The organism is Flavisolibacter ginsenosidimutans, assembly GCF_007970805.1.
In the GTDB taxonomy this organism is placed as follows: domain Bacteria; phylum Bacteroidota; class Bacteroidia; order Chitinophagales; family Chitinophagaceae; genus Flavisolibacter; species Flavisolibacter ginsenosidimutans.
The window spans coordinates 4899460-4914260 of record NZ_CP042433.1 but is presented as its reverse complement, the minus strand read 5'-3'; the positions used below and the strand labels follow the sequence as shown (position 1 = coordinate 4914260).

General features: G+C 46.4%; 10 protein-coding genes. 2 read left to right on the top strand and 8 right to left on the bottom strand.

From position 1 onward, the window contains the following. Positions 1–56 precede the first annotated feature (56 nt). A complete protein-coding gene (locus FSB75_RS20960) occupies positions 57–266 on the top strand; it encodes a hypothetical protein (RefSeq protein ID WP_146791452.1) in 210 nt (69 codons plus the stop codon). Further along, positions 256–591 (top strand): type II toxin-antitoxin system RelE/ParE family toxin, encoded by a 336-nt coding sequence (locus FSB75_RS20955; RefSeq protein WP_146791450.1) that lies wholly within the window; start codon positions 256–258, stop codon positions 589–591. The genes FSB75_RS20960 and FSB75_RS20955 overlap by 11 nt, the downstream gene beginning before the upstream one ends. 3 nt (positions 592–594) lie before the next feature. Here the strand turns inward: FSB75_RS20955 and FSB75_RS20950 are convergent, their stop codons facing one another. The 8 genes from FSB75_RS20950 to FSB75_RS20915 form a co-directional block, all read right to left on the bottom strand. After that, entirely contained in the window at positions 595–1581 is a 987-nt protein-coding gene (locus FSB75_RS20950) for a glycoside hydrolase family 43 protein (protein ID WP_146791447.1), read from the bottom strand. A gap of 8 nt (positions 1582–1589) precedes the next feature. After that, entirely contained in the window at positions 1590–2576 is a 987-nt protein-coding gene (locus tag FSB75_RS20945; RefSeq protein ID WP_146791445.1) for an arabinan endo-1,5-alpha-L-arabinosidase, read from the bottom strand. A 22-nt stretch (positions 2577–2598) separates the two neighbouring features. Then, the gene (locus FSB75_RS20940; protein WP_146791443.1) at positions 2599–3945 is read right to left on the bottom strand and encodes a hypothetical protein; all 1347 of its coding nucleotides are present in this window, start codon (positions 3943–3945) and stop codon (positions 2599–2601) included. Positions 3946–4000: 55 nt separating this feature from the next. Then, positions 4001–5395, bottom strand: coding sequence for a rhamnogalacturonan acetylesterase (locus FSB75_RS20935; protein ID WP_146791441.1), 1395 nt, complete (start codon positions 5393–5395; stop codon positions 4001–4003). A 12-nt stretch (positions 5396–5407) separates the two neighbouring features. Beyond that, a complete protein-coding gene (locus FSB75_RS20930) occupies positions 5408–7363 on the bottom strand; it encodes an alpha-L-arabinofuranosidase C-terminal domain-containing protein (RefSeq protein WP_146791439.1) in 1956 nt (651 codons plus the stop codon). Positions 7364–7370: 7 nt separating this feature from the next. Further along, a complete protein-coding gene (locus FSB75_RS20925) occupies positions 7371–8711 on the bottom strand; it encodes a glycoside hydrolase family 88/105 protein (protein ID WP_146791437.1) in 1341 nt (446 codons plus the stop codon). 379 nt (positions 8712–9090) lie between these two features. Beyond that, complete coding sequence (locus FSB75_RS20920; RefSeq protein ID WP_146791435.1) at positions 9091–11094, bottom strand: RagB/SusD family nutrient uptake outer membrane protein; 2004 nt, start codon at positions 11092–11094, stop codon at positions 9091–9093. A gap of 20 nt (positions 11095–11114) precedes the next feature. Further along, on the bottom strand, positions 11115–14234 hold the full coding sequence (locus FSB75_RS20915; RefSeq protein ID WP_146791433.1) for a SusC/RagA family TonB-linked outer membrane protein: 3120 nt from the start codon (positions 14232–14234) through the stop codon (positions 11115–11117). Positions 14235–14801: the final 567 nt, after the last annotated feature.

Here is a 14801-nt window from a genome sequence, read left to right as displayed (position 1 = left end):
TTTACGCAGCGTCGTGCTGTAAATTTGAACGAGCGTTCATTTCAAAAACTTTTTCGATGAAACAGGTTATTCTTCACGTGGATGAAAAAAAATATAAATTCCTTATGGAGCTTCTAAAGAATTTTGATTTTGTAAGCATCCAGAAAGAAGACCGGACAAAAACACAGACCTTAACAACAATTGCCGAAGGAATGCAGGAGGCCATTCTGGCAAGCAAAGGCAAAACTTCTTCAAGACCGGCAAAAGCTTTTTTGAATGAGTTATGAAGTTCGAACGATTCAGCCGTTCGAACGAGAGGCAGAAAAGCTTGCCCGAAAATATCCATCATTGAAAAACGATTTGGCGCAACTTGTAGAGAGTTTAGAGAGCAATCCCAAACAAGGCACTCCGCTCGGTGAAAACTTCTATAAAATTCGACTGGCAATTAAGAGCAAAGGCAAAGGAAAATCAGGCGGTGCAAGAGTGATAACGTTTGTTCTTGTTGTTCAGAAAAAATTGTTTCTCTCTTCTATCTATGATAAGTCGGATAAGGAAAACATCACCGACAAAGAATTAAAACATTTGGTTAAGATTATCTCGTCTCAGCTTTAACGCTTATTGTACGCCTTCGCTCGTCATCACCACACGCTTCATTGTTCCGTCTTTGTTGTAATACAAATAGTCAATGCACACCGAGCGGTGAAAGCTTCCCGCATCGGGCACCAGGGCGCCGTTGTGATAAATAAAATAAGTTTTGCTTTTAAAGTCAATGATGGCCTGATGCGCTGTGTTGCTGTTACCCGGAATCTCGCCAAGCAATCCTTTGTATTCCCACGGCCCTTCAACGCTGCGGCTCATGGCGTAAGCCGTTTTCTCCGGGAATTCGTAAGCATAGGATAAGTAATACCAATCGCCGCGCTTGTGAACCCACGGCGCTTCGGTGTAATGCGGCAACTCAACGGTGTGAATGGGTCCGTCCAGCTCAATCATGTTTTCTTTCAGCTTTGCCCAATAACATTTTGTGTTGCCCCAAAACAAATAAGCCTGGCCTTTGTCAACGATTACCGTTGGGTCAATATCATCCCAACTGATTTTTGTTTCCGTCGTCATGTCGTTTGTAACAAGTGCTGAGCCACGGGCATCTTTAAAAGGCCCTAAAGGATTATCGGCAACGGCTACACCAATGGCTTTTCCGTGGATCGTTCCGTGTGTGATGGCGACGTACCAATAAAATTTTCCGGCTCTTTCTATTACCTGCGAAGCCCAGGCATCGTCTTTGGCCCAGGCAAATGCTTTTACATTTAATGGCGATGGGTGCTCCGTCCATGTTTTCATATCGGGCGATGAAAAGCAAAGCCATTCGTGCATTTCGTAACCGGCCCGTTTTTCCGGCGCTACGTCGTGACCGGTATATAAATAGACTTTGCCTTTGTAAACCATTGCCGCAGGATCGGCGGTAAACTTGTAGCGAATGATTGGATTGCCTTGTGCGGTAAAGCTTGTGTCCTTTTTGTTTGACAAGCCATTGTTTGCGTTTGTTGGTTGCGCAAGAACAACGTTGTTTGCCATAACCAACAAGGCCGTGAATGAGAGCAGTTTCATTGTTTAATTTATTCTTCTCTTTTGAATAATTTTTTTGATCGGTCAAGTGTGGGCCATCCGTTTTCGTCCACGTAAAGCGGTTTAATGTTTAGCAGTGAAGCACCGGCCGCCGAACGTGTGTACGCATGATAAACAACAAAGGTCGTATCGCCTTCGGTAAAGAAACCGTTGTGGCCTCGTCCCGGTTCGGTTGTATCGCCGGCAAGAAAAAGCGAATAATTGTTGTCCGCCCAACTCTTGCCTTCTTTGTTCAGATAAGGACCTTTGATGTTTTTTGAACGGCCCATCACAATTTGGTAAGTGCTGTTCATGCCCGCACAACAACGTCCGCGTGAAGCAAAAATGTGATAGTAGCCACCGCCTTTTATGACGAACACACCTTCTCCTAATGAAGTTGTAATGACAGTGGGTTGCGGGGCCTGTTCGTTAAGCAATTTACCGGTTACAGGATTCAATTCTACCAGGCGCAAACCGGCTTTGTACGAACCGTAAAACAACCAAAGCCTGTCTTTGTCACGAAAAGCATTCGGGTCAATTGTGTTCACACCTTCGCCACCGTTTCGAAAATCAATCACTTTGCCTTCGTCTTTCCAATGATAAGCCGGCGAGGTTGAATCAAGCGTGGTGTTGGTGGCAAGACCGATGCTTGAATTAAAATTCATCCAGGCCGAAACCGAATAATAGAGATAATACTTGCCGTTGGCATAATGAATGTCCGGCGCCCACAGGCTGCCGTCTTGCGCGGGGATGTCTTTTTTGTGCCAGGCCGGAAGTATGTTATTTTCAAAAACTCTCCCTGCATTTCGCCAGGTTATTTTATCGTTTGATGTTTTGATAGAAATGCCTCTGCCGGTGTGAAAAACATAATAGGTCTTTCCTTCCTTTATCATCACCGGGTCGTGCACGCGAATGTCTCCCTTTAAAGGATTGATCGTGTCTTGCGCACGAGCAAGGTTGAACGCACAAAGGAGAAAGAACAAAACCGTTTTCTTCATTGCATCGCTGATTGAAAAGAAATTATTTGTAGGTACGTTTCAACCATTCATCCGGCACGGGAATGATGCAGATGTTCATCGAACGGCCATCTGCCGAAAGCATGGCCGATTGTATTTCGATCTTCGTGCCGTCGGCATTGAAAGTTGGATGCGGATGATCCGTTGCTGTTGCTTTGTGCCCGGTGGAAAGCATGATCATTTCGTGTGTATGGCGGTCAATTAAATAAATGCTTCGCGAAAAATCATCGCCCACCGCCCAGCGTCCGTCAGCCGAACCGTTCACGTGCCAAAGGCCGCTGCCGCTGGGTGTTTGGCCCGCAATCACCATTTCGCGTGTGCGCAAATTCACAATGCCAAGCCCGGTAGGTTTTTCTCTTGTGCCCGATGGGCCCCAAGCTGCATCTTGACCGGGATTGGCGCCGCCAACATCGGTGCCGGTTGAATCAACGCCCTGCACTTTCCTGTGTCCCATGATGGCAATCGCAACTTCATCTTTTGTAATCACGGCTTCGTGTGTTACCCATTCGTAGGGTGCTTCAGGATACAAGGGACGAAGGCCTGACCCATCGGCTTTTACGTACCAGGTGCGCTGCGGCGATTTGCCGCCCGTTTCCCAACAAAAAATTATTTCACCGGAAACAAAAGGATTGGTTTGCACATGCCCAATTTGAAACGGTACCGAAACAATGTATTTGATCTCACCGGTTTTAATGTTCATGCTCATTAAGCCTGCAGGACCAGCGCCCATGTTGCGCGGACCGAAATTGCTTTCGATTTTTGTTCCCGGTTGTAAATGCTTTGCCGCTTCAATTTTGCCCACGCGAAAATAAACAAAGCCTTCGTCGGCATCCAGCGCCATGTCACCACCGGCATCAATGGTTGCCGGAATTGTTCCGCAAACACGTTGATAGGCCGACGCTGTTTTCATTGCGCCTTTCTTGCTGTCGTCGAAAACTTTTTGCAAGTCTGTTTCAATGATGCGAAGCGCACCGCCGCCTCGCCGCCGTTGCGCTGAATCGGTTGATGCGCTTTGCATGAAATAAAGCTTCATGCTTTTGCGGGCCACGCACAACATGCCGGTGTAACCGCCTTCGGTTACCTGCACAATGTCGCCGGTTTTTTCGTTTACTGCCAAGGCTTCGTTGCGTGCACGTCCGCTGCGAAAGATGAGCCATTCGCCACCGGCCGTCCATTGCGTATGCGTTTGATAAATTTTTGAATCACCCGCAGGTGTGCTGGTGAGAAACGTTAGCATTGTGCCGGTTACGGGATCTTTTACCACTTTCCTTTCCGACGGAAAACGTTTGCCGATTTGTGCAAAGCAGAGAGTTGAAAGAAACAAAAGGGCAATGAGCAATCTTGATTTCATATGACTACGTTGTGTGTTGAAGTTTTTGAACCACAATGACACAGAAAGTTGTTTTTTAATTGCCATCGGGTTTTACCGAACCAATGAAAGCACTTGCGGGCAAATGCCACGTCATTGCATCATCAGGATGTAAAGGATTGAACGAAGGCAAATCTTTTTTCAGATAAGCTGCAAGCGTTGGAACGTTTTGCTTTATGCCGTTGACGATACACTTTGCCAATTCGTAAGCACCGTACGCTGTAAAATGCGTGTTGTCCTTTAGTTCTTCTTTTTGATTTGGAAACGTATTGGCCGGAAAATGCACGAATGCTTTCAGCGATGTAACAGGTCCCCAGGCTTCGTACAAGATTTTGCTCATTGCGTTCAAATCAATCACCGCTACGTTTTCTTCCTTTCCGGTTTGGCGCATGGCTTCGGGATAATCACCAAGAGAGTTTGTGATGTGGCCCGATGAATCAAAAGTTCTGCGGTTCATGGATGTTACCAAAACCGGCGTCACGCCTCGCTTGCGGGCTTCGGCAATCCATTCCTTCACCGTTTGTTTATACGTAGTGAAAGGATCAAGATGATTGCCACCTGGCTTTTGATCGTTGTGCGCAAATTCAATAAAAAGATAGTCGCCGGGCTTTGCCATGCTCCAGATTTTTTCCAGCCGCCTTGCACCTTTAAATGCTTTTAATGTTTCACCCGATTCAGCGTAATTGGCAACGACAATTTTATTCGGCTGAAAGAAAGCCGGAATCATTTGCCCCCATGCGGCCCAGGGTTCTTCAGCCTGGTCAACAACGGTTGAATTGCCGGCGAGAAACATGGTTGGAATGTTGCTGACCTTTGTGATTTCAACGGCGCAAACTTTGGGTGCGGCGTTGTTGAATTCCAACGTGAGTTTATCGTCCCAATGCAGGTAGGCATATTCCCGCGCCTTCAACCGCACTTTGCTTTCACTATTCGATGAACGAATGATACTGTCCTTCACGTGTACGGTAAATTCAGCAGTAGTAAACCTGCCTTTGGCCGTTTCTACTTTTTCCACCATCAGTCTTCTGCATTCGGCTTTGATGGTGGTTGCAGATGTTCCTTCCTTATCGCCAAGAATTACTTTCACGTTGTAATTGCCTTCGGGAAGCTTTACGGAAAAATAAAAGGGCTTGTTGCTGGTGATGTAATCGTCGCGCAAGGCGTCGGTTCCGGCATATGTATTTGAAACAAGGTTGGATGAAAACTCAAAGCCGTAACCCGTTTGGGGATTGTATTTGGTTTCGGGCAAAACCTGCGTGTATCCTTTTTCAATTTTGCCAAGGCCGAAGTCGAATTTGTAGGATTGTGCGTTTGTATAAGTGTGACAAAGAATAACGGCGATAAAAGAAAGGGCAGATCGCCGCACAGTGAACAAAGCGTACAAGAGTGCGACGCAAGAAAAGCTCAATAGTAGCAATGCAGTTAAGGACATAAATGAAAATATTTATTTACACTGGATGCGGACAACGGTTAACGAAGAAGGCTTTAAGGAAAGCGATACAGCGCCGTCTTTTATCGCGGCCATTTCAGTTGACGGTGCGATAGCTTGTGGTGCTTCGAAACTGTTTACGGTGTATTTATCCGTTGACGAAAGTACTTGCACGGCGGCTTCTTTTTTGGAAGGTTTTGCGCCGCGGATCGTTGTTTCGATTGCAACCGCGTTGGAAGAAGCGTTCACGAATTTTACAATCACGTCGCCGCTCTTTTTATCAAACACGGCGCTTGCATAAACGCTGTCCTTGCCTTTCACGGTTTCGTTAACCTCTAAAACGGAAAGCAAGTCTGTTCCTTTGTTTGTAGAGAAGAGTTTTTGCACGTAATAATTAGGCGTACCGTAAGATTGAAGGTTGTTAAACCAAATCAAATCCGGCGACCACTGCCACGCATCCACGTGTGCAAACAACGGTGCGTATGACGCCATTTTTACCACATCAGCGTTGCGCTCCAAACCCGTCATGAACGCCGCTTCTGCCAAGGCACATTGCCAGGTATTTTGGTTCTCCGTTCGTGCAATGCCTTTGCTTTGCGCCGCGTATTCGCCGGCAAAAACTTTGGGGCCTTTGCGGTCATAGTTGTCGTAGCGGCTTGCGTGTTGGTAGAACCAATCCGGGTTGGCGTAATAGTGTTCGTCAATTAAATCGGCGTTGAGTTTTCGCAATTCGGTCCAGGCATAATCAAAGAGTTTTCCGTCGGGCGAAGGACCTGCGGCAGAAACCAATTTAATTTCGGGATGCTTTTGTTTCAGCACGGCGTGAAACTGTTTGTAACGTTCAATGTATTGCTCGTCCCACTGCTCGTTGCCGATGCCCATGTATTTTAAATTGAACGGCGCGGGATGGCCCATATCAGCACGAAGCTTTCCCCATTTCGTTGTCGTTGCGCCGTTGGCAAATTCAATCAAATCCAATGCGTCCTGAATGTAAGGATCGAGTTCGTTCATGGCCACCACTTCGCCGCTGTTATATTGACAAGCCATGCCGCAATTGAGGATGGGCAAAGGCTCTGCGCCCACGTCTTCAGCAAGTTGAAAGTACTCGAAGAAGCCAAGGCCGAAGCTTTGGTAATAATCCGGCGTGAGTTTGTTTTTGAATTCAACGTTCCATCGGTTCATCAATGTTTTTCTTGCATCAACAGGACCAACGGTTGCTTTCCATTGATAACGGTTCGTAAGGTCGCGGCCTTCAACAATGCAGCCGCCGGGAAAGCGAATGAAACCGGGTTTCATGTCGTATAACAATTGCACAAGGTCGCTGCGCATCCCGTTGGGACGATTCCTCCAGGTGTTCTTGGGAAACAAAGAAAGCCTGTCAACTTCAACAACGCCATTACCTTCAAACCAAAGGTTTACTCTTCCTTTAAATGCCGTGTCAGTTGTAGTGAAAGAAGCGGCGTAGGGTTTCCAATCACCGGCAAAATTTGCGATGGTGGCTTCGCCGATTTTCTGTCCCAAAAAATTTACGGCTTCGATGCGAAGCTTTACATCGCCACTTATTTTTTTGGCCGCGATTGAAAAATTATAGACTTCTCCTTTTTTAAATCCCATTCCCCTGAAACCTTCATTAGACAAGCCGTAGGTTCCGTTTGCAGCATTGACAGTGATGTGCGCAAACCGTGTGTTTGCAGACGTTGGATTGCCGGTATTTTCGATTAAGATTTTACCGTTACCGCCGTTCTTTATTTCTCTCCAGCCCATCATCGGCATCGGAAATTCAAACGAACGATTCTTTATCATTTCCGCATACAATCCGCCGTCGGCAGCAAAGTTGATGTCTTCGAAAAAAATGCCCCACATGGTGGGAGAAACTGGCGCCACAATTTTGCTTGCGTCAACGGTGAACTTTTTTTGGGCGAAAAGAGAAAGACTGAAAAAGAGAGAAAGAAAGAGAAAGGTTTTCTTCATGTGCAGATTATTTGACTTGTACGGAACTGTCGTTCATTTCAAAGGTATGCGTCTTGAGCAGGTTGATGACTTCTGCGCCGGCTAACAACACCGGGCCGTAACCGTGCGCCGCGTAAACGTTTACCGGGCGGTAATAATAAAACGCCGGATCGAAGGCCATGCCGGTACCAACGCAGGTTCCTTCTACCTGCCCTTTGTCGTTTACTTTCGTAGATACCGCATTCCACGCCAATAAACACATTGGCGCAAACGCTTTTGCATCAAGCCAGCCTTTGTTCACCGCTTTTGCTATGCAGTACGTATAAATTGCTGTCGCCGATGTTTCAAGATATGAATCGTTCTTATCAAGCAATTGATGCCAGAACCCCTGGCCTGATTGATACTTTGCAAGACCGCTGGCGTGAGCTTTTAGTTGCGTTAACACTTCGGTGCGACCGCCAAAATTTTCAGGCAGTACGTCCAGCAATTCAGTCATCGCCATCAGCGCCCAACCGTTGGCACGTGCCCAATGAAACTCGGGATGCACCGGCATTTCTTCCACCCAGCCGTGCATGTAAATGCCCAGCTCTTTGTTGAACATGCGCTTCGAAAATTGCAGCACTTGCTTCACTGCGTCGTTGTAATATTTTGCATCGCCGGTAAGTTTTCCCATTTGCGCCAAAGCCGGAACACTCATGAACAAATCGTCTAACCATAGCGTATTTTTTTGCGGTCGGTTTCTTGCCAGCGTGCCATCGCTCAAGCGGTATTCTTTTGTTGAAACGTACTTGATGTAATCATCAATCATTGGCCGCAGGCTTTGCTCGTTGCCGCGGCGGTATTCTCTAATCATGGCCGCACACATGGCGCCAACGTCATCAAGCGCATGAGGGGCAACAGGCTGCCGCAAAGGGTTTGCAGGCTTCGGATATTGCTCGTATAATTTTTTAAAGGAGGGGTAAGCAGTCGCCAAAAAATTCATTCGTTCTTTTGTGTAATTGAAGTAGCGGTCATCGCCGGTTACTTCGCCTACTCTCGTCATGCCCGCATAGGTAACGCCCCATTCGTAACTCGTTAACCGAAAATCGCCTTGCTTAAAAACAACGTTGGTATCGGGATTGCTGACCGATGCGAACGTTGTACCCGTTTTGCGGTTGGTGAAGCCCACCGGCGTAGTTGCGTCTAAATAATTCAGCACACGATCAAGTGTTGCCTTAACTTTTTCGGTTGCCGGCACGCCATAAGGCACAACGTAATCGGGTTGCATGGCGTGCAGCGGCGCGGTAACGTCGTTGGCCTTTTGTGCCAAGAGACAAAAGGAGGAAGAGAGAAAAAGAAAAAGGGAGAAAAGGCGTTGCGTTTGTTTCATGTATTGGTTCGTTTAGCGGACGAAAATTAGAGTCAAAGTTTCGTTTCACCGACGCCGTTAAAAAGAAAAAGACAGGTACTTTATTCCCTGCCTTTGTTCTAACGATTGCTGCTTGTACATGAGAAAAATATGTGGCCGGTTATCCGGAAACGTTGTCTTTAAAAAACTAACCGCTGTAAATGATGCGAAGTTTGCTTCTGAAAAAAGAGAAGGAATCAGGGATCATATAACAGCAATGCTTTGTTCGCCTAAATTATTTTTTGATTTCAAAACCATTGTCCTGTGCTATCCTGAAAAACTTCATCCGAAAAAGAAATGAAAGTGGCGGCCGTGGTATAATCGCCACTTTCTACTTTCACTAAGGTCACAATCATTAAAATCAGTAGCCAGGGTTTTGCATAGCCTGCTTTTGGCCAGCCGTTAAGTTTACCCCGCCGGCCTGGATGCCGTCAAGGAACGTTTGTGGTATAGGGCGCAACGAGTGGAAAGCTTTAATATTCGGCGATCCTTCAGGGTTAAATACCTGAACCCTTTTTACCAAGGTTTGCGTTCTTGATAAATCTTCCCAGCGTTTATACTCACCCACTAATTCACGTGAACGTTCATTCAGTACCAGGCACAACATTCTGTCGTACGTATTGGATAAACCCAGGGCATTAATGATGTATTCATCCTGCGCAGGCAACGGAGCAATACTTCCAATAGCGAGGCTTGAAGAAGCGGCTGTAGTTACAGGAATGTTGTTTGATTCATAATATGAGTTTCCGGGATAAAATGAAGGGCCTACACCCGGTGTTTGCAAGGAAACAGACTGCAGCGTGTTGCCTCCGTCGTTATACGCCGAGCGGCTTTCTCCGCCGGCATATTGCGCCCGGGTTCTTACCGCATTAATGTAAGGCAAGGCATCCGTATAACTGCCCGTTCCGGCTTGTGCCAATCGAATCTTTGCTTCCGCAGCGATTAGATAGGTTTCAGCCGAACGTGCTAAAATAAAATCCCGGTGTCCAACAACATCATTCAATGCGTTTCTCGAACCGTCCATGTGTTTACTGCATGATGGAAAACTTTGGCCGGCCGTTGTTAAATCGGTGTTCAGTGCCCCGTCTGTTGTGCGGCCGGCCGGATAAGCTACATAGGTTGTCGGGATAGGTCGTCCGGTGCCGTTAACATCATTCACCAGCGCCGTGCCCGATGTTGTCTTACAAATTTTTGACAGAGGATACCGCGCATCGCCTGGTTGGTTGATGACAAACATAATACCCACATCGCCCTGTTTATTTGGCGCTACCGGGGTTGCCCCATTAATTGCACTTTTTGTCCGGAACGATTTCCAAAACCTTGAATCGTTCACCATATCATAAACGCGATACATGTAGTACGTTGTTGCCAACCGGCTGAACGGCCTGTCGCCCGTTAAATCGCGGGCCATTTGATCCTGTATGTCATATCGTGAAACAAAATACAAGTGCTGCGTATTTCCATTTCCCTGGTTGGTGTTTACATCATTGGTGAACTGGGCCGAGAGAATGACTTCCGGTAAATTTTCGTTTGCAGAATTGATGCCGGTAAAGTTAAACACACTGGCAAAATTTTGGGCCAAAGGATGGCGTGCAATCACTCCATCGCACAGCGGAACGATAGCCGCAAGGTCGGCAGCTTTGGTATCGGAATTCCATGAACTGTTAATCTCGCTTGCTCTTGACAAGTAGGCTTTTGCTAAAAAGTGTGCGGCAGCATCCTGTGTAATACGGTATGGGCTGCCGGAAGTGGGCAATAAGGTCATTGCTTTCGTTAAGTCAGAAATAATCTGTGCATAAACTTCTTTTGGTGAGGCCCTGGTAAATTCCAATTGCACTGTCGTAATTGGCGTAAGCTGCAACGGCACTGCACCATACTGGCTCACCAATCGTAAATAGCTGTATGCACGCATAAAATAACCTTCTCCCAATGCCGTATTTTTTATAGCGGCAGAGGTAGAACTACTGCTGATACAATTTTGAATTAACAGGTTCGCATCACCAATACCTATGTAAATGGCATCCCACTGATAGTTAGCCAGCGCAACGTTGGTATTGCTTCCCTGGTTTACTGAATTAAACGTAGCGTCGTAATTATTCCAGGGCGCGTTGGAAGGGTCACCGCCCACATGAAATTCATCGGTTCCATAATTGGTAGCCGCGTAAAACCATTCACCGTTACACGGGTTCGCAAAAACCTGGTAATAGGTACCTACGGCCAATTGCTGAATGCCTGCATCAGTGGTAAAAAAGCTGGTACCCCTTGCCGTGGTAAGCGTTTCATCGAGGAAACTTTTTTTGCAACCCGCGGCAGATACCAAGGCTGCAAGAAGAACTGATTTTATATATAAATGATATCGCTGCATATAATTCGGTTTTTATTGTATCAGAATGTTGCGTTGATTCCAAAGGTTACGCCTCTGTTCCAGGTAGGCGAAACGACATCCATGTCTAAGTATTTAATTTGAGAGAACAGCATGCCTGGATTGGCAACTTGTACATAGGCTTTAAGGTTTGAAACACCCGCTTTTCCCAGGTATTTGTTGTTTACCGTATAGCCCAAAGAAATGTTCCGTACCTTAATAAATGAAGCTTTCTTATAACCCAAAGCCGCAAAGTATGGATCAAGCGATGCATTACCTGCGTTGTATACGGGCTTCTGATATTCTGAATTTGTATTATCCGGCGTATAGTAATTGATCTGCCTTGTAACACCACGAGCAGCTTCACCTTCACCACCCGTGTTGTACCAGTAGTGCAAACGGCCGTAGATGAAAACAGACAGTTCAACTCCTTTATACACAAACGTGTTGGTCATGCCTACCACCCAGCGGGGTCTTGTCCATCCAATGATCTGGCGGTCGTTGTTGGGATCAATTTTATTGTCTCCATTCAAGTCTGCCACACGGGTAAATCCAGGAGAGAATGAACCACCATTCGCATTAAATGCTTTGATCGCGGTGGTATCGCCGGGCTGCCAGATGCCTAAGGCTTTGTAACCATAGATCACTCCAAGAGGTTGGCCAATAAATAAACTGTTGGTGATGTCATCCTGGTTACCGTTCGACAAAGCCACAATATGATCTTTTTGCCACGAAGCGTTAACGGTGGTTGTCCACAACATACTTCTGCTTCTGTAATTAACCGTTGATACACTGATATCAATTCCGTTATTAGCCGTTTTACCAATATTGAAATAGGTGGTGTTGTAGCCTGTTACCGATGGAAGATTTCTGTTGAGCAGCAAGTCAGATGTCTTTGAACTGTATACATCCACACTGCCGGAAACCCTTCTGTTAAACAAAGAAAAATCTAAGCCCACATTAACTTGCTGTGTTTTTTCCCATTTAAGATCCTGGTTGGCTAATAATGGATTGGTATATGCACCGGGAGTATTGGTTGAAGAGAATGGATAGAACAAAGAGACAATAGCGCCCTGTGTTGAATAAGGCGCCACAGCGGAATTACCGGTAACACCCACACCTGCCCTCAATTTTAATTCATTCACCCAAGTAGAATGTTGCAGAAAATCTTCACGGCTTATGCGCCATGCCAGGGCCGCACTCGGGAAGTTATCGTATTGGTGGCCTTTTGCAAATACGGATGATCCGTCACGGCGTATTGAAGCCGTTAAAAGGTATTTATCCTTGAAGCTGTAATTCACCCGGCCCATGTAAGACAACAACTGTTGCTCAACCAGGTTAGAGCTTGTGCTTAATGTGCCGGTTACGGTACCGCTGGTCAATGCATTCCACTTTTGTGAAGCGAAGGGAATACCGTTACCGTTAATGGTACTGCTGTCTGCGTTAAAGGCTGTTTGACTGGCTAATAAAGTTATACCGAAGCTGTGTGCACCGATTGTTTTATCGTAATACAACAGGTTATCTAAGGTGTAAGAAAATGCTTTGCCTTTTAAGAGCGATGCGTAGCTGGTGCTACCGCCATTGGCCACGGAGTTGGCGTCAATATAAACTCCATCGGTGTACAGGTCAATGTCCGGCCCGAAATTCATACGGTATCTTAATCCCTTTAGCGGGCGAAAGATGTTACCGATATCAACTTGCCCATTGATACTGCCAAAGGCACGAACGGTTGTTCGTTGATCTATATTATAATTCCACTCGTCCACAACATTCTTCCAGGAATTATCGCCGCCGGGAAACAATACCCTGTTACCGGCAGAATCGTAAGGGACTGCGTAGGGAAACAAAGACCTTGCAGATTCATATAAACCGCCCGACGGAGTACCGATTGTTGAAACGTTTCTTGTTGACTGGCCGTATTGCTGTACGCTGTAAGCAACGCTTACGTTGCTGCCAAACGTAAACCATTTTGTTGGTGTAATTTCTATGTTGACGTTTGTGGTATATCGTTTATAAGACTGACCTTTTACGGTACCGGTATTGTTCAAATAGCCAAAAGAAGCATAAGCCCTCATTTTATCGGTACCACCGCTAACGCTGATCGAATTGTCACTCGTGACGGATTGCTGCGTCACCAAACCTCTCCAATCCGTGGTAGTCACTGCGCTTCCATCCCATTTACCCGACGCCCATCCTTTGGCAATGTTAGCCCACGCGGCAGGATCAGCCGTAGCATTAAAGAACGTTCTGTCGGTAGCCAATGTTGGCTGGTCGCCTCTTGGGTTAGTACTGATGCCCGTGGCGTAGTTCAAACCTGCATAATAGTAAGCCCATCTGCGAAAGGTGATGTAATCAGCAGCGCTGAACATTTTCTCATTATCCACTAAGTTGTCAAACCGGAGTGAACTGTTGACGTTTAAATTTACCCTGCCGTTCTTACCCTGCTTCGTCGTAACAATTACCACACCGTTTGCACCACGGCTACCGTAAATAGCTGTTGCGGATGCATCTTTCAAAATGTCGATAGATTCAATATCTGCGGGATTAAAGTTATCAATGCCGCCAGATACTAACGGTATTCCGTCAACGACAAACAACGGTGAGTTAGATGCCAGCAAAGAGCGAACACCCCGGATGTTGATTGTCCCAAGTGAACCGGGACGCTCGTTAGAAGTGATGTCTACACCGGCAACTTTCCCCTGCATCGCCTGCACGGCATCCTGCACGGGGCGTGACTTAATTTCGTTTTGGCTTAAACCGGAAACGGCTCCTGTTACGTCTTTCTTCCGCACCGTTGCATAACCAATCACCACCACATCCTGCAAAGCACTGTTTGTTGATTGTAACGGGACGTTGATGATGGCTTGATTGTTCACGGCTACTTCTTGCCTCTCAAAGCCTACAGAAGAAAAAATAAGGCGGGCATTGCCCGATGGTACGGTGATTTGAAAGCTTCCATCGGCACGTGTTAAAGTACTGGTTTTGGCACCGTTCACCTGCACGGTAACGCCTTCGATCGGTTTGTTGGTTTCGTCGGTGACTTTGCCCGACACGCTAACCTGCGCCTGCACAAACACAGAGGAGAGCAAGAGGAAGCTTAGCAGTCCCAAGCTTCGAAAGAGAGCAGTTGGATTTTTTCGCATTTGACAGTTGTTATAAATGAGAGGTAATGAACTCTTTTAGAGAACGAATCGCTCGGTTCGACGACAAAGAGTGCGTGCAGGGCGTAGCCCAATAAGAACAAAGCAGCCGGAGATGTTGGAAGATTCGCAAGCCTGAAAATCCTTTCGAACAGCAACCGTTACCGAAAGCAGACAAAGAGGAGTAGCAAGCCTTTGTTTTCGTAAACGAAGACGGATCTTCGAAAAATTTTACATCAACCGAAATTCATCACAGGGAAGTTACAAGGCTATAAGGGGTACTAAAAGGAAATCATTTCATATAGCTTCAGCACAAAATCAAGACTGAAATTATCGGCATCACCCTTCTTCCTCGTCCTGAACTGTCCTGCACAAAATAAGGCTGCTATGTGACAAAACAAATGTTTTCCTTGTTTTTTCCGGGTAATTCAGCAAAGCGTTTTTACCGGCAGTGTAGAGATAAATGTTGGCGTGCCATATTGCACGAAGATTGACCTAAGATTAGATTCAATACTTTCGTTCTGCAGACAGTGGTAAGACAGAAAAAACAAAGCCCGCCACAAAGGCGAG